The organism is Sphingopyxis sp., from assembly GCF_016463645.1.
Taxonomy (GTDB): domain Bacteria; phylum Pseudomonadota; class Alphaproteobacteria; order Sphingomonadales; family Sphingomonadaceae; genus Sphingopyxis.
In genome coordinates, this window is sequence record NZ_JAEMQX010000072.1 from 1 (window position 1) to 19,209 (window position 19,209).

15 protein-coding genes are annotated in these 19,209 nt (G+C 66.5%); 7 read left to right on the forward strand and 8 right to left on the reverse strand.

Going from position 1 to position 19,209, the window contains the following annotated elements; translation table 11 throughout:
- Together atpA and JHC57_RS14530 are read right to left on the reverse strand one after the other, a co-directional pair.
- On the reverse strand, positions 1-1,084 hold a 1,084-nt coding region (gene atpA / locus JHC57_RS14525; protein WP_294030824.1), incomplete at its 3' end, for a F0F1 ATP synthase subunit alpha.
- A gap of 3 nt (positions 1,085-1,087) precedes the next feature.
- A complete protein-coding gene (locus JHC57_RS14530) occupies positions 1,088-1,654 on the reverse strand; it encodes a F0F1 ATP synthase subunit delta (RefSeq protein WP_294030825.1) in 567 nt (188 codons plus the stop codon).
- Between the two features lie 201 nt (positions 1,655-1,855).
- Here JHC57_RS14530 and JHC57_RS14535 point away from each other — a divergent pair, with 201 nt between their 5' ends.
- From JHC57_RS14535 to JHC57_RS14545, 3 genes are read left to right on the forward strand one after another with little or no spacing between them, the layout of a single operon-like run.
- Positions 1,856-2,533 carry a dienelactone hydrolase family protein gene (locus JHC57_RS14535; protein WP_294030826.1) on the forward strand — a complete coding sequence of 226 codons (678 nt, stop codon included), beginning with the start codon at positions 1,856-1,858 and terminating at the stop codon, positions 2,531-2,533.
- Complete coding sequence (locus tag JHC57_RS14540) at positions 2,530-3,060, forward strand: shikimate kinase (RefSeq protein ID WP_294030827.1); 531 nt, start codon at positions 2,530-2,532, stop codon at positions 3,058-3,060. The genes JHC57_RS14535 and JHC57_RS14540 overlap by 4 nt, the downstream gene beginning before the upstream one ends.
- Positions 3,061-3,063: 3 nt before the next feature.
- Positions 3,064-3,852 (forward strand): alpha/beta hydrolase, encoded by a 789-nt coding sequence (locus JHC57_RS14545; protein WP_294030828.1) that lies wholly within the window; start codon positions 3,064-3,066, stop codon positions 3,850-3,852.
- 3 nt (positions 3,853-3,855) lie between these two features.
- Here the strand turns inward: JHC57_RS14545 and JHC57_RS14550 are convergent, their stop codons facing one another.
- Positions 3,856-5,397: a serine protease gene (locus JHC57_RS14550; RefSeq protein ID WP_294030829.1), complete on the reverse strand. Its 1,542-nt coding sequence runs from the start codon at positions 5,395-5,397 to the stop codon at positions 3,856-3,858.
- Between JHC57_RS14550 and JHC57_RS14555 the strand changes: the two genes are divergently transcribed.
- Together JHC57_RS14555 and ada are read left to right on the forward strand one after the other, a co-directional pair.
- The gene (locus JHC57_RS14555) at positions 5,396-5,968 is read left to right on the forward strand and encodes a DUF1203 domain-containing protein (RefSeq protein WP_366928545.1); all 573 of its coding nucleotides are present in this window, start codon (positions 5,396-5,398) and stop codon (positions 5,966-5,968) included. The two genes, JHC57_RS14550 and JHC57_RS14555, sit on opposite strands and share 2 nt — an antisense overlap.
- Positions 5,965-6,999, forward strand: a complete 1,035-nt coding sequence (gene ada / locus JHC57_RS14560; RefSeq protein ID WP_294030831.1) for a bifunctional DNA-binding transcriptional regulator/O6-methylguanine-DNA methyltransferase Ada — start codon at positions 5,965-5,967, stop codon at positions 6,997-6,999. Before JHC57_RS14555 ends, ada begins: the two co-directional genes overlap by 4 nt.
- A gap of 63 nt (positions 7,000-7,062) precedes the next feature.
- Here the strand turns inward: ada and JHC57_RS14565 are convergent, their stop codons facing one another.
- Positions 7,063-8,646: a hypothetical protein gene (locus tag JHC57_RS14565; protein WP_294030832.1), complete on the reverse strand. Its 1,584-nt coding sequence runs from the start codon at positions 8,644-8,646 to the stop codon at positions 7,063-7,065.
- Between the two features lie 121 nt (positions 8,647-8,767).
- On the opposite strand from JHC57_RS14565, the gene JHC57_RS14570 reads away from it, so the two are divergent.
- The gene (locus JHC57_RS14570) at positions 8,768-9,526 is read left to right on the forward strand and encodes an isocitrate lyase/phosphoenolpyruvate mutase family protein (protein WP_294030833.1); all 759 of its coding nucleotides are present in this window, start codon (positions 8,768-8,770) and stop codon (positions 9,524-9,526) included.
- Positions 9,527-9,532: 6 nt separating this feature from the next.
- Here JHC57_RS14570 and JHC57_RS14575 read toward each other — a convergent pair whose 3' ends face one another.
- The 4 genes from JHC57_RS14575 to JHC57_RS14590 form a co-directional block, all read right to left on the reverse strand.
- Entirely contained in the window at positions 9,533-11,056 is a 1,524-nt protein-coding gene (locus JHC57_RS14575; RefSeq protein WP_294030834.1) for a hypothetical protein, read from the reverse strand.
- A 67-nt stretch (positions 11,057-11,123) separates the two neighbouring features.
- A complete protein-coding gene (locus tag JHC57_RS14580; RefSeq protein ID WP_294030836.1) occupies positions 11,124-13,292 on the reverse strand; it encodes a primosomal protein N' in 2,169 nt (722 codons plus the stop codon).
- A 138-nt stretch (positions 13,293-13,430) separates the two neighbouring features.
- Positions 13,431-14,516, reverse strand: a complete 1,086-nt coding sequence (locus JHC57_RS14585) for a PepSY domain-containing protein (RefSeq protein WP_294030842.1) — start codon at positions 14,514-14,516, stop codon at positions 13,431-13,433.
- A 6-nt stretch (positions 14,517-14,522) separates the two neighbouring features.
- On the reverse strand, positions 14,523-16,754 hold the full coding sequence (locus JHC57_RS14590; RefSeq protein WP_294030838.1) for a TonB-dependent receptor: 2,232 nt from the start codon (positions 16,752-16,754) through the stop codon (positions 14,523-14,525).
- 125 nt (positions 16,755-16,879) lie between these two features.
- On the opposite strand from JHC57_RS14590, the gene JHC57_RS14595 reads away from it, so the two are divergent.
- Entirely contained in the window at positions 16,880-19,186 is a 2,307-nt protein-coding gene (locus JHC57_RS14595; protein WP_294030840.1) for a patatin-like protein, read from the forward strand.
- Positions 19,187-19,209: the final 23 nt, after the last annotated feature.

A 19,209-nucleotide genomic window follows, 5' to 3' on the forward strand; every position in this document is an offset into this window, starting at 1 on the left:
GGATACCGGCGTTGAACAGGTTGGTTTCGAGGAAGATCTGGCCGTCGGTGATCGAGATCACGTTGGTCGGGATGTACGCCGACACGTCGCCGGCCTGCGTTTCGATGATCGGCAGCGCGGTGAGCGAGCCCGAACCATTGTCCTCGTTCATCTTCGCAGCGCGCTCGAGAAGGCGGCTGTGGAGATAGAAAACGTCGCCGGGATAGGCTTCGCGGCCCGGCGGGCGGCGGAGCAGCAGCGACATCTGGCGATAGGCTACGGCCTGCTTCGAAAGGTCATCATAGACGATCACGGCGTGCATGCCGTTGTCGCGGAAGAACTCGCCCATCGTGCAGCCGGTGTAGGGCGCGAGGAACTGCAGCGGAGCGGGCTCCGACGCGGTCGCGGCGACGACGATCGAATATTCCATCGCGCCATTTTCTTCGAGCTGACGCACGATCTGCGCGACGGTCGAACGCTTCTGACCGACCGCGACGTAGATACAGTAGAGCTTCTTGCTCTCGTCATCGCCGGCGTTCGCCTGCTTCTGGTTGATGAAGGTGTCGATCGCGACGGCGGTCTTGCCGGTCTGACGGTCACCGATGATCAGTTCGCGCTGGCCGCGGCCGACGGGGACGAGCGCGTCGAGCGCCTTGAGGCCGGTCTGGACGGGTTCGTGCACCGAGGTGCGCGGGATGATGCCGGGCGCCTTCACTTCGACGCGCATGCGCTTGTCGGCCTTGATCGGGCCCTTGCCGTCGATCGGATTGCCGAGGCCATCGACGACGCGGCCGAGCAGGCCCTTGCCGACGGGGACGTCGACGATCGTGCCAGTGCGCTTGACGGTGTCGCCTTCCTTGATCTCGGCGTCCGAGCCGAAGATCACGATGCCGACGTTGTCGGCTTCGAGGTTGAGCGCCATGCCCTGCACGCCGTTGGCGAATTCGACCATTTCACCGGCCTGGACATTGTCGAGGCCGTGGACGCGGGCGATGCCGTCGCCGACCGAGAGAACCGAACCGATTTCGCTGACCGTTGCGTCGGTGCCGAAATTGGCGATCTGGTCCTTGATGACCTTGCTGATTTCAGCGGCGCGGATTTCCATGGTTTAGCCTTTCATCGCCTGTGCGAAGCTATTGAGACGGGTACGGATGCTGCCGTCGATCAGCTGGCTGCCCAGCTGGACGACGAGGCCGCCGAGAATGGCGGGATCGACGGTCGTCGCGACGGTGACGTCGCGCCCGACACGGGATTTGAGGTTCGCGGTCAGCGACTTCACCTGTTCGGCGGTGAGCGGGTGCGCGCTGGTGACCTTGGCGGTCACTTCGCCGCGGTGATCGGCGACGATCGCGTCGAAGGCGCCGATCATGCCGGGCAGATCGGCGAGACGGCGATTCTCGGCGAGCACGCCGAGGAACTTCGCGGTCAGCGAATCGAGCTTCAGCGCCTTGGCGACCGCGGCGATGGCGTTCGCGGCGTCGGCGCGGCCGACGACGGGGCTCGCGATCAGGTTCGAAAGGTCGGCCGAATCGGCGAGGCCGGCTTTCAGCGTCGCGAGGCTCTTCGCCACCGCGTCGATCGCGTTCGATTCGCGGGCCAGATCGAACAGCGCGCTGGCATAACGGCCCGCGAGGCCCGCCGTGATGTTGCCCTGAATGCCGCCGGAATTCTCCACGCGCGAAAGTCCTTTTCTACGATCCCGAGGGGGATGGCTGCGCGGATTTTTGATGACATCCGAAAATGCCCCCGCTGCAAAGTCGGGGCGCGCGTAGCAACGATTTTGCTGCAATGCAAGGATGTGCGGCGATTGCTTTTGGCCCCTGCTGCGATAGGGACGGCAGAACCGAAAATTACGGGCGTGGAGGAAGAACGGGCGATGGGCGAGATGATCCGGAAGGTGATGGACGATGGTGCTGAAATCGCGGTCTATCACGCCGAAGCGGAAGGCGAGCGCCGCGGCGGGCTGGTGCTGGTCCAGGAGATTTTCGGGGTTACCGACCATATCCGCGAGCTGGCGGACGAATATGCCGCAGACGGCTATGAAGTGCTGGCGCCCGCGCTCTTCGACCGCGAGCATCCGGGGTTCGAGAGCGACTATTCGGGCCCCGGCTTCGAGCGCGCGGTGCAGCTGGCGCGCGAGCTTCATCCGTTCGAGCAGAGCCTGAAGGATGCGCAAACGTGCATCGACGCGCTGAAGGCGAAAGGCTCCGTCTTCATCACCGGCTATTGCTATGGCGGCTCGGTCGCTTGGCGAATGGCGCAGATCAGCCCCGATCTTGCGGCCTCGTCGGCCTATTACGGCAGCCTCGTGCCGACCATGTTCAGGGACGAGGCGCCCGCCTGCGCCGCGATCGCCCATTTCGGCCGCTACGACGACGGCATCCCGATGGAGGGCGTCGAGGCACTGATCGCCATGGACCATCCGGCCGCGCAAGTGTTCGTTTACGAAGCAGGGCATGGTTTCAACAGCGACCGGCGCAAGGATTATCACGAGCCGAGCGCCGAGCTGGCGCGCGAACGCACGCTGATGCTGTTCAAGGCTTGCGGGGGTTGAGGCTCGTCTTCATCCACGGCCCCGCTGCGTCGGGCAAGCTGACCGTCGCGCGCGAGCTCGCGGCGCTCACCGGCCTGCCGCTGTTTCACAATCACCTCGTCGTCGACGCGCTCCTCGCCGTGTTTCCGTTCGGCAGCCCGGCTTTCGTCGAGCTCCGCGAGCGGATGTGGATGGACGTGTTCCGCGCGGCGGCCACCGAAGGCCGTTCGCTGATCTTCACCTTCCATCCCGAAGCGAGCGTCGCCTCCGATTTTCCGGGGCGCGTCGTCGCGCTTGTCGAGGCCGCGGGCGGGCGGGTCGATTTCGTTGCGCTGGGCTGCGCGCCCGATGTGGTCGCCGCGCGGGTCGAAGCGCCGTCGCGGCAGGCGAGCGGCAAATTGTCGTCGCTGGCGCTGCTGCGCGACGTCGAAGCGCAGGGAGCCTTCGCCTATCCGCCGCTGCCCGCCGCGGCGATCGAGATCGATACGGGCGTGGTCGAACCGGCGGCGGCCGCCACGCTGATCCGCGAGCGGCTCGGACTCGACTAGTCGATGAAGCTTGCGCTCAATCTGCTGGTCTTCGTCCTCGTGCTTCTTCTGGTGGCGACGGCGCTCCTCTATACGCAGCAGCGGCGGATACTCTTCCCCGTGCCGCACGATTATCCGCGCGAAGCGCTGCCCGGCTTCCGGCTCGTCCATACGCAAACCTCCGACGGCTTGCGTCTGTCGGCCTTCTATCGCGTCGCGGCACCGGGTGCGAAGACGATCCTGTTCTTCCACGGCAATGGCGACAACATGCGGGGCGCGATCGAGGCCACCCGCGGGCCCGCGGCGGTGGGGCACGGGCTGATGCTCGTCGAATATCGCGGCTATGGCGGCAATCCCGGCTCGCCCGACGAAGCCGGTCTCTATGCCGATGGCGAAGCGGCGATGCGCTGGCTCGGCGAGGCCGGGGTCGGGACGCGCGACATCGTCGTTGTCGGCAACTCCATCGGGTCGGGCCCGGCGACCGAAATGGCGCTGCGGCACGACGTCGCGGCGCTGATGCTCGTTTCGGGACTGTCCGACCTGCCGTCGGTCGTGAAAAGCCAGGTGCCGCCCGTTCCGCACTGGCTGGTGCGCGACCGGTTCGACAATGTATCGAAGCTCGCCCGCGTGAAGGCGCCCGTCTATCTGATGCACGGAGACACCGACACGCTGGTACGGCCCGACAATCTCGAGCGCCTCGTTCGCGCACGGCCCGATGCGACGGTGGCGCGGGTTGCGGGCGCGGGGCACGAGCTGGCCTATACGGCGCCCGCGCAGGCGATTCTTACCGGCTGGGTGGACGGGCTCGGTTGACGGTCATCCGCCGGCCGGGGCTTTGGCCGCAGCGCCGCCCGCCGGCTGACAGTGATAGACAAGCCGCTCGTTGGGGGTGGCGGGCAGCGCGCTGCGGATCGCGTCCTGCTGCGCCGCGAGCCCGGCGAGCTCGTCGGGATTGGCGGTGCAGCTCCTGAGCGTGATCGCCGCGCGCGTCTCGCGCGCTTTCGTCATCGTTTCGGCGTCGAGAAGATAGCGTTCGACACGGTAGTCGCGTCCCCCCGAATCGATCGATGCGACGGTGACGGTCGCCTCCTCGTTCGGTACGAGGATGCGCTGCCAGCGGTCGTCGGCGCCCTGCGTGTACTGGGTGCGGCCGTTGACGCAGCCGCCCTTGCCGATGGTGATCGGTACGTCGGTCGTCGCCGACACGGTGATACGGCTGCGGTCGGGGCGGATCGTGCAGAGCAAATTGCCCTGCGCCAGCTTGGGTGTTTCGGTCGCGGGCGTCCCTGCCGCTTCCTCGGCGAGTTCCGCGTGGGCGTCGGGGCGCGTGGCGAACAGTACCGCGGCGGCGAGCACCAGCACCGCAGCCGCGCCGCCCGCGATCTTCGCATTGCGCAAATTCTTCTGGTTGTAGAAGAGCAGCCCGGCACCGGCGGCGAGCGCGCCGATCACGAACAAAACCCCGGCGAGCGCGATGCGATTCTCGCGCGCGGCGAGCGCCTCCTCCTCGGCACGCGCCAGCTTGCGTTCGCGATCGAGCTTTGCGGCGGCGTCCTTCGCGGCGTTGGCTTCCGCGCTCGCACGCGCTTCGGCGTCGAGCGCGGCGCGGTCGCGGGCGTCGGCCTCGGCCAGCGAAAGGCACGGCGTGCCGACGCTTGTATATTGCTGGCCCGCGTCGGCCAGGAAACGCAGCAGCTCGCGTCCGGCAATCGCGAAGGCGAAGGGCGAATCGCCGTCGTCGGCGCGCGTGATCGCGGTGTTGATCCCGGCGATACGGCCGCACTGGTCGACGAGCGGGCCGCCCGAATTGCCGCGCGAGATCTTGGCGGTGTGGATCAGCATCGCGACCCCGTCGACCGATTGCAGGTTCGACATATTGCCCTCGCTACGCGTCGGCGTGCGCGGGGTGATATAGTCGTTGGCGCTGCGCGCGGTCGCAAGGTCGACATTGCCCGGATAGCCCAACGCGACGACCTCGGCGCCCGAATCGAGCGGGCCGGTGTAGATGGCGGCGGCGGGCAGGCGGCCCTCGGTGATCTCGACCAGCGCGAGGTCGCGCGCGGTGTCGATCGCGATCAGCTTGCCCGCGAAGCTCTTCTGCCCTTCGGACGGCACCACGCCGAGCGCGACATTGTCCGGATATTTGGCAGCCGATTCGACGACATGCGCGTTGGTGACGATCCGTGTCGGCGAGATGGCGATGCCGCTGCCATGGCCGAAGCCGACGACCTCGCCGTCGACCATCGCGACGGTGACGACGCGGACGACGCTGCGCGATGCCGCGCTGATATCGTCGGCGGCGCGTGCCGGAAGCGTGAGGGCAAGGAGGGCGAGCAGCAGCGCAAGGAGGCGGGTCATGCGGCGCACCCTAGCCGCCGGAACTTTGAACGCAAGCATCGGGACGCACCTCGAATCGCGGCATGGCATCACTGTCGCCACCAAGAGAAAGGACGATCTGATGACCTATGCGATTACCGGCCTCGATGCCGATCGCTTCGCATCGCTGTTCGCAATGACCGATGCCGAACTCGCCGCGATCAATGCGCGGCGCGTGACGGCTACGGCGGACCGCGGCTTTCCGTGCCGTATCAGCCTCGAGGATGCGAAGGCGGGCGAGGAGCTGATCCTGCTCCATCACACGAGCCACGATGTCGCGACGCCGTATCGCAGCGCCTATGCGATCTATGTGCGGCCGGGTGTGGAAGCGGCGACTTGGCGCGACGAAACGCCGCCGGTGTTCGAGGGCCGCCCGCTGGCGCTGCGCGCGTTCGACGCCGAGGGGATGCTGCGGACCGCGCGACTTGCGGGTCCGGGCGAGGCCGATGGCGCGATCCGCGACCTGTTCGGCGACAAGGGCATTTCCTATATCGATGCCCACAACGCCGCGTATGGCTGTTTCGCCGCGCGAATCGAAAGGGATGCGGCATGAGCAGCGATCTGATGACCGACGACGATCGCTGGGCGGCGGTGCTGCGCCGCGATCGCGCGCTCGACGGGCGCTTCGTGACCGGCGTGCTCACGACCGGCATCTATTGCCGGCCGAGCTGCGCCGCGCGGCATCCGCTGCGCGAGAATGTGCGCTTTTTCACCGACGGCGGTGCGGCGAGAGAGACGGGCCTTCGGCCGTGCAAGCGCTGCCTGCCCGATGACGTCGCGCGCGACGAGGGCGCGGTGCTTGCCGCGATCCAGGCGATCAAGGCGAGCGAGGAGCCGCTCGCGCTTGCCGACCTCGCGAACCGCACCGGCTATTCGCCGACGCATTTCCAGCGCGTCTTCACCCGCCACACCGGCCTGTCGCCCGCCACCTATGCCCGCGCCCTGCGCGAAGAGCGTGCACGGCAGGCGCTGAGCGACGGCAATCGGGTAACCGACGCGATTTACGACGCGGGCTTTTCGGGGCCATCGCGCTTTTACGAGAATATGGAGGGACGCATGGGTATGACGGCTTCGGCGTGGGTGAATGGCGGCAAGGGCGCGACGATCCACTGGGCGGTCGTGCCCACGAGCCTCGGCGCGATGCTCGTCGCCGCAACGACAAAGGGCGTGTGCCGCCTGAGCTTCGACGAAGGACGCGAGGCGCTTGAGGAGCGGTTTCCCGCAGCCGAACTGATCGAAGGCGGGGCGGAGTTCGAGGCGCTGCTAAAGCAGGTCGTCGACGCGGTCGAGGCGCCGGTGAACGGTTTCGACCATATTCCGATCGACGTGAAGGGTACCGCCTTTCAGGAAGCCGTCTGGCGCGAACTCCGCAGGATTCCGGCGGGCGAGACGCGAAGCTATTCGGATATCGCCGCCGCGGTCGGCAAGCCAAAGGCGGTCCGGGCGGCGGGGAGCGCCAATGGCGCAAATAACGTGGCGGTGCTGATCCCGTGCCACCGCGTGTTGCGCAGCGACGGCTCGCTCGGCGGCTATGCCTATGGCCTGCCGATCAAGGAAGAGTTGCTGAAGCGCGAAGGGCGCTGAGCCAGGGTGGCGCCGGGCAGTGCAAAATACGGCCCGGCGCCAACCGATGACAGCGCGACGCCGTCAGCTGTCCTCTTTCTCCTGGTCGGCAAAAATGCCCGCCATGGTGGTACGCGCCGCCTCGATCTGGCCGGCGTCGATTTCGTCGACCACCTTGGCGACCTTGTTCGCCTTCTCCTGCTTGTGGCTCGAAAAGGCGAGCGGCGCGAGGATCGACCGCGCCAGCTTGCCCTTGTTCTCATCGAGCAACTGGCGCGCGAGAACCATACGGTAGCCATCGTCATAGGACGAATATTCGAACACGCTTTCCAGCGCGATGATCGCCGGTTCGGGGATCGGTTCCTTCGCCTCGTAGAAGGACATATAATAGCCGATCGCGGCGCGCGGATCCTTGGGATCGAGCCGGTATGCCTCGGCGAACCATTTGCGTGCCGAGGCATAGAGGGCCGGATTCTTTTCCTTGTCTGCGCGCGTCATGAACAGACCGCCCATCAGTACCTGCGCGTCCTCCGATTGCGGATCCAGAACGACCGCGCGCTTCAGCGCCGTTTCCGCCTTCGCAAACTCCCGCGCGTCGACATAGGCTTCCCCCGTCATCAGCTGCACCGGCAGGCTGTCGGGATATTTCGCGTCCATGCCGTCCACCTGGCTCGCGACGGTGCGCGCCTGGCGTTCGGACACGCCGCGCTGGGTGCGGATATGCGCTTCGATGACGGCTTCCTCGCCAGGTGTCAGACGCCGGATATCGACTTTCGGCGCGACATAATTGGTCGGCCTGACGTCGAGCGTCGGAAACGGGCCGCTCTTGTATTTGCGGAGTTCGCCCTGCAGCTTGTCGAGGTCCCCGAACGCGCGTTGGGCGGCGGTCAGACTGTCTTCGCCGGCGTTCAGCGCCTTCAGATACTGGGCGAGCTGTCCCTGCCTCTCCTTGTTGAAGTTGAGGTAGTGCGCGATCATCCAGCCGAACGAATAGGACTGGTAATATTCCTGCCCGTCGAGCCGCTTGTTGTGATCGAACAGGCGCGTCAGCCGGATGCCGGGCAGTTCGAACAGGTCTTCCCCGCGGTGTTGCGGGACGTTGCCGACGCGGAAGGCGCCATTGTCGAGCAGTTCGAGCGTGCCATAAAGTTCGGCAAAGCCTTCGACATACCAGTGCGGATAGGCCGTGCTGAATTTCTGCAGCATGAAATGATGCACATATTCGTGGAACAATATGCCCTCGGCGGTCAGCGCCGTCTTCTGGTTGATCTCCCGCTGGTCGAGATGGCGGCTGAAGCGGTCGCGCTGTTCCTCGACCGCCGGAACGAACGACACGGCCGCCCCGGCGCGCGGGATGTAGAAGCCGGCGACGCCGGCGCTGCCGGCGAGGCGGCCGATGTCGGCGATTTCGCCGAAGCGGTAGACGCGAACCTTGTTCGACCGGCCGATATCGGGTCCCGGTATCGGAAGCCCCTGCATATAGCGCAGCGCGTTGTCGAACCGTTCGAGCCGCGTCGCAAAACGCTCTACATCGTCTTTCGGACTTTCGGAGGTGATGATGAAATGGCTGGTTTCGGCTTCCCACCATTCGGCGTGGGCTATGCTGCTCAAGGCAAGCAGCGCAACGGCAAGGCCGCCGCGCAAGGCGGTGTTCAGAAATGCGATCATTTGATTTCCCCGGTAAATTTTCGCGGGGCGACTATATCAATCGTGAACGAAGCATCAACCGGTTGAAGGTTGGCCGTTTATCGCCCCTGTGTTTCCAAACCGTCGACGAGGAGAAGAGAGAATGACCGACAAGATTGCTGCCTTTCGCGCGCTGCATGTTCCAGGCAATCCGCTGATTCTCGTCAACATCTGGGACGCGGGAAGCGCAAGGGCGGTTGCCGCCGCGGGTGCGAAGGCGATCGCGACGGGCAGCTTCGGCGTCGCCGGTGCGCAGGGACGTGCCGATGGCGAGGATTTCCCGATCGAGGATGTCTTCGAGAATCTGGAGCGAATCCTGTCGGTCACCGACCTGCCGGTCACGATCGACATGGAATCGGGCTATGGCGCCGATCCGGCGGCGGTCGGCGTCTCGGTGGGCCGCGCGAAGGCGGCGGGCGCCGCGGGGATCAATATGGAGGACCGGCTCCCCGGCGCGAACGAACTGCTTCCGGTCGCCGAAGCGGTCGCGCGGTACCGGGCGGCCGCCGATACCGGAATCTTCGTCAACGCGCGCTGCGACACATTTCGCGGGGCCGACGCGGCAAAGGACGGCGACGCGCTCGTCGCCGCGACGCTCGAACGCGCGCGTGCCTATGCCGATGCGGGGGCGGGCTCACTGTTCGTGCCCTTCCTGCTCGACCCCGAATGCATCGGTGCGATCTGCGAGGGCTCGCCGCTGCCCGTGAACATCCTCCGCGGCAAGGGCGGCCCGACGCACGGCGAACTCGCCGCGCTCGGCGTCGCGCGGATCAGCCACGGGCATCAGCCCTGGGCGGCGGCGATGGCGTGGCTCACGGCGCAGGCCGGGCAGGTGCTGGGCGGCGCCGAGCCCGATTATTGACCGACGCTATTCCGCCGCGTCGGTCGAACGCCCGCCGTAACGCTGGTCGCGCATTCGCAGCAATTGTTCGAGGAGCGGTCGCGCTTGCGCACCCATATGCGGGTCGAACGCGATCGATTGCGCCAGCCTTATCGCCGACGTGAACTGGCCCCGGTTGGCGAGCGCGAACGCATGGGCGACCCGCATCTCGATGTTTTCCGGTGCAAGCCGGAAAGCCTGTTCGAGCCCCTGTATCGCAATATCGGGAGGTATCTTGCCCTGATCGATGAAGCTCTGGAAATAGACGTAGAGCGGCAGCGGATCATCCGGATCGGTCCTGTTCGCCAGGGCAACCGGTTCGCGCGCCTTTTGCCAGCTTGCATCCGAATAATCGCCCTTCATGTCGAGTTCGTGCATCGATAGTTCGCCGAGCAGGACGTTGCCGCGAACATGATCGGGCTTGATCGCGATCACGCGATCGAGCGCGCTGCGGACTGCGGCGAGATCACGGGCGTCCTTGTCGAGAGCCCATTCCGCGGCGGCATATTCGAACCAGACCGCGGCATCGCCCGCATGTGCTTTCGTGAGGCCCAGCAGGCTGTCGCGGACCGCGAGGCTATCATCGCCTGGGCGGGCGCTAAGCCGAGCGAGCCGCAGGGGAATCACGGCATCCTCGCCGGGAGGCAATGCCGTCACGGAGATATTGGTGGGAACAGGAATCGCGTCCTTGGTGATGCGATAGTTGAGCGGACGCCGGAGATAGGCCGCGAGATCCTTGTCGAGTTGATCGAGATCGCCGAACGCCTGGCGCGCCGCCTGCCCGGCTTCGGTGCCTGCATTGATCGCGCGCGCATAGGCGACGAGTTGCCCCTCGCGCGGCGCGTCGTGGAACAGCATATGGGTCAGAAGCCAGGCGCGGCCGTAATAGACATCGACCTGGCCGACCGTTTTCAACGAATGGGGATCGGTCGCCAAAAGTGTCTCGACCGGAATCTGCGGCAATTGAACAAGGCCATATTGGCGGCCATATGCGGGCTTGCCGATCAGCGCCCTGCCGTCCCTGTCGAAATCGATGGTCGAATAATATTCGGCGAATCCCTCGATGATCCATGCCGGATAGGCGCCCGTGCGATAGCGCTTCATGAAATGATGCGCATATTCGTGGAACAGCGTTTCCTGCGAGGCTGAAGTGCCGCGAGAGCGTCCCCCATTTTCCCGATGCGATACCGCAAAGCTGCCGTCTCGTTCGGTCCGATAGAAGCCGACGAAGGAAGAAGAGCGCGATCCGGTGTAGAGTTTGGCGACCTCGCCGGTCGAGGCGAGCAGGTAGATGGGCAGGCGGTTGGATTCGCCCTGTTCCTTGACCTCGAGCAGCAGGCGCAGCGCGACGTCAAAACGCTGGAGCGTAGAGGCGAATTCGCGCAACGATTTTTCGTTGCCCTCGCTGTAGATGATGAAACTGTCCGTTTCCGCACGCAGCCAGCGTGCTTCGGCTACAGTTGCGATAAGTGCAGCGGCCATTGCCGCCGCCGCGGCCAATATCCTGATCATGAAAGCCCCCCCAGCTTTACTTCCCTTATGCTGGCAGGGTATCGCCGGAGTGTAAAGTCCTGAGCGATCAGACGAAACTATAGGGATCGATGTCGATCGCGAGCCGCGCCTTCGACGACCATTCGACGCTGTTCACCCAGTCGCGGATCGCCCCCTGCAGATCGAAGCTGCGCGGCGCGTGGAGCAGCAGGCGGAAGCGGTGGCGACCACGCAGCATCGCAAGCGGGGCGGGCGCGGGGCCATAGACGGCGAGGCCGTCGGCGACCGGCGCTTTTTGTCCCAGCCGCTGCGCCTGTCCGCGCGCGACCTCGATATCCTCCGACGAGATGACGAGCGCTGCGAAACGGCCATAGGGCGGCGCGCCGGCGAATTTGCGCGCCGCGGCCTCCGCCGCATAAAATCCGTCGCGGTCGTTCGCGACGAGCGCCGCCATTACCGGCGCGTCGGGAACGCGCGTCTGGATCAGCACCTCGCCGGATTTCACGCCGCGCCCCGCACGTCCCGCGACCTGCGCGATCTGCTGGAAGGTGCGCTCGGAGGCGCGCAGGTCGCCGCCGTCGAGCCCGAGATCGGCGTCGACGACGCCGACGAGGGTGAGGTTCGGGAAATGATAGCCCTTGGTGACGAGCTGCGTACCGATGATGATGTCGACCAGTCCGCCCTCGACATTGCCCACGAACTCGGCCGCCTTCGCGGGCGACCAGAGCGTGTCCGAGGTGACGATGGCGACGCGCGCCTCGGGGAAACGCAGCGCGACCTCGTCGGCGACGCGCTCGACCCCGGGGCCGCAGGCGACGAGGCTGTCCTCGTCCTCGCATTCGGGACAAAGCCGCGGCGGCGGCATCACATGGCCGCAATGATGGCAGGCGAGGCGGTGGACGAGCCGGTGCTCGACCATCCACGCGGTGCAGTTCGGACACTGGATGCGGTGGCCGCAGGTGCGGCACAGGGTCAGGGGCGCGAAGCCTCGGCGGTTGAGGAAGAGCAGGCTTTGCTCGCCCTTCGCGAGACGATCGGCGAGCGCGTCGACGAGCGGCGGCGCGAGCCAGCGGCCGCGGTCGGGCGGATCCTGCCGCATGTCGATCGCCGCGAGATCGGGCAGGGTCGCGCCGCCGTAGCGCGCGGGGAGGACGATGTGGCGATAGCGCCCGGCCTCGACCATCGCGAGGCTTTCGAGCGCGGGAGTCGCGCTTGCGAGGATGACGGGCAGGCCCTCGAAATGCCCACGCATCACCGCGACGTCGCGGGCGTGATAGTGGACGCCATCCTCCTGCTTGAAGCTCGTCTCGTGCGCCTCGTCGACGACGATGACGCCGAGCTTCGCATAGGGCAGGAAGAGCGCCGAGCGCGCGCCGACGATAATCTTCGCCTCGCCCGCGGCGATGCTGTGCCAGGCGCGGCGACGCTCGGTCGAGCGCAGCCCCGAGTGCCATGCGACGGGCTCGCAGCCGAAGCGCGCCGCGAAGCGCGTCAGCATTGGTTCGGTGAGCGCGATTTCGGGGAGGAGCACGAGCGCCTGTTTTCCCGTGTCGATCGCGGCGGCGATCGCCTCCATATAGACTTCGGTCTTTCCGGACCCCGTAACGCCGTCGAGCAGCAAGGTCTCGAACTTCGCGGCGGCGACGGCCTCGCGCAATTGCCCGGCGGCCGCCGTCTGCTCATCGGACAGATCGGGCGGCGCGAAGGCGGGGTCGGGCTCGGGATAGGGCTGGTCGGCCGAAACGCTCACTGCCTCGAGCGCGCCGGTATTCACGAGCCCGCGGATCACCGCGTCGCTGACTTCGGCGATTGCGGCGAGTTCGCGCACGAGCCCCTGCCGTGCGCCGATCTTTTCGAGCGCCACCGTCCGCTGCGGCGTCATCCGTGCCGGGAGCTCGCCGGTGGCGCGATATTCTACGATCGGACGGCGGGCGTCGGCGAAGGCGGCGCCCGGCAGCACCATGCGCAGCACCGATCCCGGAGGGCTGAGATAATAGTCGCTCGTCCATTCGACGAGGCGGCGCAGCGGTGCCGCGATTGGGGGTACGGGGACGACCTCGTAGAGGTTGCGGAGGCGATTGTCGCCGACCGCCTCGGGCGCGCCGAAGCTCGCGTCCTCCCACACCACGCCGCCGAGCCGGCGCGGCCCGAGCGGCGCGACGACGACGCTGCCCAGCGGCGCTTCGCTTTCGCGCGGGACGCGATAGTCGAGCGGGCCGAGGGCGGCGGTCAGGAGGAGGACGCGGGCGCGGGTCATGGGTCGGGCAGGATATAGGGCTGCCGGTAAAATAGGAAAGCGGTGTGGTGCCGGCCGGCTTCCATTCGTTCGTCCTACCGGACCCGATCCGGTATCCGCTTATGCGAACCCCGGATCAGATCCGGGGCGACGAGCTGTTCACGATGTGGCCAGCGCCGCCTTCTTCGCTGGGCGCTTCACCGGTTTGGGCCGCCGGAACCAGAAGGTCCAGACCGCGAAGCTGCCGAGCATCGCCATCGACAGACCCGAGATCGTCATCACGATGCGCCAGCTCCAGCCGCCTACCTTCGATGCGTGGATCGGAAAGGCCATGTTGAACGCTTGCGCGCCGCCCGGCATCGCGAGCGCGTCGCGCGCGCCGAGCACCTCGCCGGTAGCGGCGTCGAACCAAAGCGTCGAACGGCCGTTCGGAAGCCACTCGGCTTGCTGCCGCATCCGCAGCATGATCGGGTCGCCCGATTTGCGCGGCAGGCTGAGGATGCGGAATTCGGCGTCGGGAAAGCGCCGCCGCGCCTCGGTCAGCATCGCCTGGTAGTCGGGCTTCCCGGCGAGCGGACCGCCCTTGTATTTCGGCGGTTCGATCGCTTTCGCGGCCTCGGCCGGCGAACCGAAGGGCGCGATCATCACCATGGCGAACGGGCGGAAGATCATCATCGTGCCGGTGACGATCGAAATCAGCAGCAGCGGCGCGGCGATGATGCCGAGGTCGCGGTGGTGCATCACGATCGACGGGCGGCTCATCCGCTTCGGCCACAGGCGGAGCCTGAACGTCCCGCGCGTCCGCCACCACAGGATGACGCCGCTGATCACGAAGAACAGCCCGCAGAGCCCGGCGATCCCGATCACCCACTCGCCATTGTCGCCGGCGAAGAGATGATGGTGGAAATCGAAGATCCAGAGTTCGGGCCGCTCCCACTGGCTTGCCCAGTTCGTGACGATCTCGCCCGACTGACTGGCATAGGCACCGGCATCCTTGCCGAAGCGCAACTGGTGCAGCCCGAAGCGTTCGTCGGCATAGATGATGCCCTGCGCGTCCGGCATCGCCATCAGTTTCTCGGTGGTCGCGGCGACCGTCGTCAGATCGCCGCGCAGCGGGTCGCCGGTACCCGGAAGCCCGATCCACAGATGCTCGTAGAGCAGGATCGTGCCCGACAGCCCCATGAGCGCGAGCACGAGGCCGATCAGGCCCCCCGTCCAGCGGTGCAGCGTGTCGAGCAGCTTCATCACGGCTTAGAACCGGAAGTCCCAGCCGAGCGTGAAGGTCCGGCCGCGGCCCGCGAAGAAGGCGAGATTGTCGGTCGGAAGCCGCGTGTCGCTCGAATAGTCGATATAGAATTTGTCGAACAGATTCTGCACCGACAGGCTCAGCCCGCCGAACGCGGTCTGGTAGCGGACGCTGGCGTCGGTGACGTTATAGCCGCCGAAATTGTTGCGCTGGTCGGGTACGGGTTTGCCGGGCTCGGCGTGGAAGGTGCGTGACAGATGGAATTGTGTCTGGACGAGCGCCGATACCGGCCCCTTGTTGTAGCTCGCCGACAGGTTCAGGCGGTCGGGCGAGATGTTCACGCCGTCGAGATCGGTGTCGACGATGCCGTCGGGTGCGCCGCGCGACGCGTCGCTGTCGAACATGCCCTTGATATGGGCATAGCCGGCGTTGAGCCTGAGCCCGTCGATCGGCAACCTGACGCCGATATTGAGTTCGAGGCCCTGAAGTTCGACGCGCAGACGCTGGACGTCGAAATTGCGGTCGATGCCCGCGATGAGCAATTGACCCTTGTCGCTCGACGACCAGAAATAGGCGGCCGACGCATCGAGCGGGCCGCGCTTCACTTCAACGCCGATTTCGCGGTTGTTCGAAATGATCGGATCGATGCCGATCGAGTTCACCGAGAAGCCGGTTTCGCTGACGGCGCGGGTGATGCGCCCGATGTCGGGGACCGTGAAGCCCTCGGCATAGCTCGCGTAAGCGCGGATGCCCTCCCACGGCTCGACGATCACGCCGCCGTTGATCAGCACATCGTCGAATTTGGGCTTGGCGCCGGTTACCTCGACGCCGCCATAGCTGGCGAGGCCGCACGGCGTGACCGGTGCCGCGGGCGGCGTCGTGCAGGCGCGGAAGGTGGTCGACGCGAGGGTGCGGTAATCGTCGATCCTGATCGTCACATTTTCCCAGCGCACACCGCCGGCGAGACGCACAACGCCGTCGAACAGCTTCAGGTTCGCCTGCCCGAAGGGCGCGAGGCTGCGGAAATCGCTCGGCGGCACCCAGACGCGCCCCGTGGCGATCAGCGCCTGTTCGGTCTTGTCGACGAGCGCGTCGAAGCCGATCGTGAGCGTCAGATCCTCGAACCCCGGAACCGCGCGTTCATAGCTGAGCTTGGCGCCCAGTTTGCGGCTGCGGTTCTGCGACTGGTCGAACAATGTGCCCACGGGGGCGAGCGCCGGGTCCTGGAAGGTCGCCTGTGTTGCCACCTCGCCGCCGAACGTGTCGCGGCTGCGATTGAAGAAAATCTGGCTGACGAAATTGCCGCCGCCCAGATCGGTGTCGGTCAGCGACAGCGCGACGCTTTCGGTGCGGTTCTGCGCCGACTTGCCCGGCGGGTCGCCGCGCACCGCGCTCGTCGGGATATCGAACGTGCGGTTGCCGGGGGCCGCGATATAATCGCCGTCGCCCTTGAGCTCGAAACGGCTCGCGATCAGGTCGAGCCGCGCGGTCGGCGACAGCTCGTAGCCGACGCGCGCGAAGAGCGAGAGCGCCTTCGAATCCTGCGTCTCGCCCTGCGTCAGGTTGATACCGATGCGACGGCCCTGACCGTCGTAGAAAGCGCCCCGCTTTTCGAATGCGGCACCAAAGGTCGCGTCGAAACGGCCGGTCTTGTACTGCAACAGGCCACCGATCTTGCCGCCGATGCCGTCCTTGCTGAATCCGTCGTCGGCGGTGCCCTGCAACAGGGCGCGGCCCGAAATGCCTTCTTCCTTCGGCGCGCCGACGGTGACCTGGTTGACGATGCCGCCGGTGCCGCCGATGCCCTGCAGCGCGTTCGAGCCGTAGATCAGCTCGACGCGGTCGACGAAAAAGCCGTCGATCGTGAAGCCGTCGCGGCTGCCGTCGCGCATCGGGGTCGATTGCGGGATGCCGTTGATCGCATAGAGCGGCGAGCGGCCGCGCAGCGTTTCGCCCGCCCCCGACAGCTTCTGGCGCGTCGGCGAGAAGCTGGGGGTCAGGGTCGCGACCGCGTCGGTGACCGATCCCGAGATCGCGAGCTGCTGGTCGAGGCTGTCCTTGCCGATGATGTCGATCGTCAGCGGCAGTGCGCTGGGCGGCAATATGGTGCGCGCCGCGGTGACGACGATCGCGTCTTCGCCCTCTGCCGCTTCGGTCGCGGGCGCATTGTCCTGTGCGAAGGCGGGTGAGGAAAGCGCCGTGCAGGCGAGCGCGGCGAGGACGAATTTGCGATTCATTCGGAAAGCTCCCTTTTCGCAGCGCGCGCTAGTGCTAACTATTCGCAAAAGCAAGCGATAAGGCGTGTCGCGCTTTGATGTCAGGAGAGGGGACAGGCTTCGCAAAGCGCGCTATCACCCTCGCAATGCGGGAAAAGGAACTGCGCTTCGCCCTGATTTGCTACGGCGGCATCAGCCTCGCCGTCTATATGCACGGCATCACCAAGGAAATCTGGCGGCTCGCGGCGGCGTCGCGCGCCTTTCACGACGGCGAGCCGATCGGCGGATCCGGCGGCGTCTATCGCGACCTGCTTGCGGCGATCGCCGCGCAGGGCAGCGTGCGGCTGCGCGTGTTGCCCGATATCGTCGCGGGGGCGAGCGCGGGCGGCATCAACGGCATCTTCCTTGCGCGCGCGCTCGCGACGGGCAAGTCGCTCGATCCGCTGACCGAGCTGTGGCTGAAGGATGCCGACGTCGACAGCCTGCTCGATCCCGACGCGCGGCCGCTATCGGCGATGACGAAATTCTGGGCGGTGCCGATCGCGGGCTGGGCGATGAAGCGGCGCGGCAATGCCATCGACCGCACGGTGGGCGAGGGCGCGCAGGACGAGGTGCGCGCCAAGCTGTCGCGCTTCGTGCGCGCGCGCTGGTTCGAACCGCCGTTCGGCGGCGCGACCTTTTCGAACCTGCTCCTCGACGCGTTCGATGCGATGGAAGCGGCACCGCAGGGACCGCCGCTGGTGCCCGCCGAGCAACCCGTCGACCTGATCGTGTCGGTGACCGATTTCGCGGGGCACAAGGAGCAATTGACGCTCAACAGCCCGCCGCGCGTGACCGAGCAGGAGCATCGGTTGATGATGCATTTCCGGCACAACGGCCGTGCGGGCAAGCGGCTCGACGATGTGCCGGGACTCGTCGCGGCCGCGCGCGCGACCGCGAGTTTTCCAGGCGCCTTTCCGCCCTTCACGTTGCGTGAACTCGATACGGCGCTCGAAAAGCGCGGGGTCGCATGGCCGGGGCGCGACGCCTTCATCCGCGCGCAGCTACCGCGCGTCCCCGACAGCGATCCCGCCGACCGTGTGCTGATCGACGGCGCGGTGCTCGCGAACGCGCCCTTCCGCCCCGCGATCGCGGCGCTCAAGCAGCGTCCGGCGCGACGCGAGATCGACCGTCGCTTCATCTATATCGACCCGAAGCCGGATTATAAGGCGATCAGCATCGGCAAGCCGGGCGAGCCCGACGAGCAGGGCCAGCTCCCGGGCTTTCTGCCGACGATCCTCGGTTCGCTGTCGGCGATCCCGCGCGAGCAGCCGATCCGCGAGAATATCGAGATGATCGAGGGCATGTCGCGGCGTATCCGCCGCATGCAGCACATCATCGACGCGATGAAGGTCGAGGTCGAGGAACAGGTCGCGGCGCTGTTCGGCACGACCTTCTTCCTCGACACGCCGACCCCGGCGCGGCTCGCGAAATGGCGCGCGAAGGCGCAGGATCAGGCGGCGGCGCGCGCGGGTTTCGCCTATGCGCCCTATGGCCATCTCAAGCTGTCTGCCGTGATCGACGCGCTTGCGAACATCGTCGACCGGCTGGTCCCGCCCGAAGGACCGGTGCATGTCGTCAACCGCCGCATCGCGATGTGGACCGAGGCGCGCGCGCGCGGGCTCGACCGGATTTCGGGCAGGAAGGGCACGGGCGCAAGCAGCGCGGCGATCGAGTTTTTCCGCACCCACGACCTCGGTTTCCGCATCCGCCGCCTGCGTTTCCTTGCGCGCGAGCTCGACGCGTCGGTCGAGGCGACGCGCGAGAAGCGCGATCCCGTGTGCGAGGAAATGCGCGAGACGATCTTCGCCGCGCTCGGCCAGTATCTCGAGCGCGAGGGCGACGCCTGGCTCGCCGATCTCGACGTGCCCGCCGACACCGAGCCCGGCCAGTGGATCGACGCGATCGCCGCGCGCCGCGACCTCGTCGCGCTCGATGCCGAAACCGACGAAGTGATCGCGGCGGCGCTCGCCAAGCTGCCCAAGGACGACCGGCGGACGATGCTGTTCGCCTATCTGGGCTACCCCTTTTACGACATCGCGACGCTGCCGTTGCTCCAGGGCGAGGGGTTCGACGAGTTCGATCCGATCAAGATCGATCGCATCTCGCCGTCCGACGCGACCGCAATCCGTACCGGCGGCGCGGCGGCGATGCTGAAGGGGGTCGAATTCAACAGCTTCGGCGCCTTCTTCAGCCGCGCCTACCGCGAGAATGATTATCTGTGGGGGCGGCTGCACGGTGCCGACCGGTTGATCGACATTGTCGCGAGCAGCGTGAACGGTGACGGCGCACTGCCGGCCGAGGAGCTGAAGGCGATCAAGCGCCGGGCGTTCCACGCGATACTGGATGAGGAGGAAGGGCGGCTGCCGAAGGTGCAGGCGTTGATAGACGAGATCAGGGGCGAGATCGGCTAACTCGATTCGTCATTCCCGCCTTC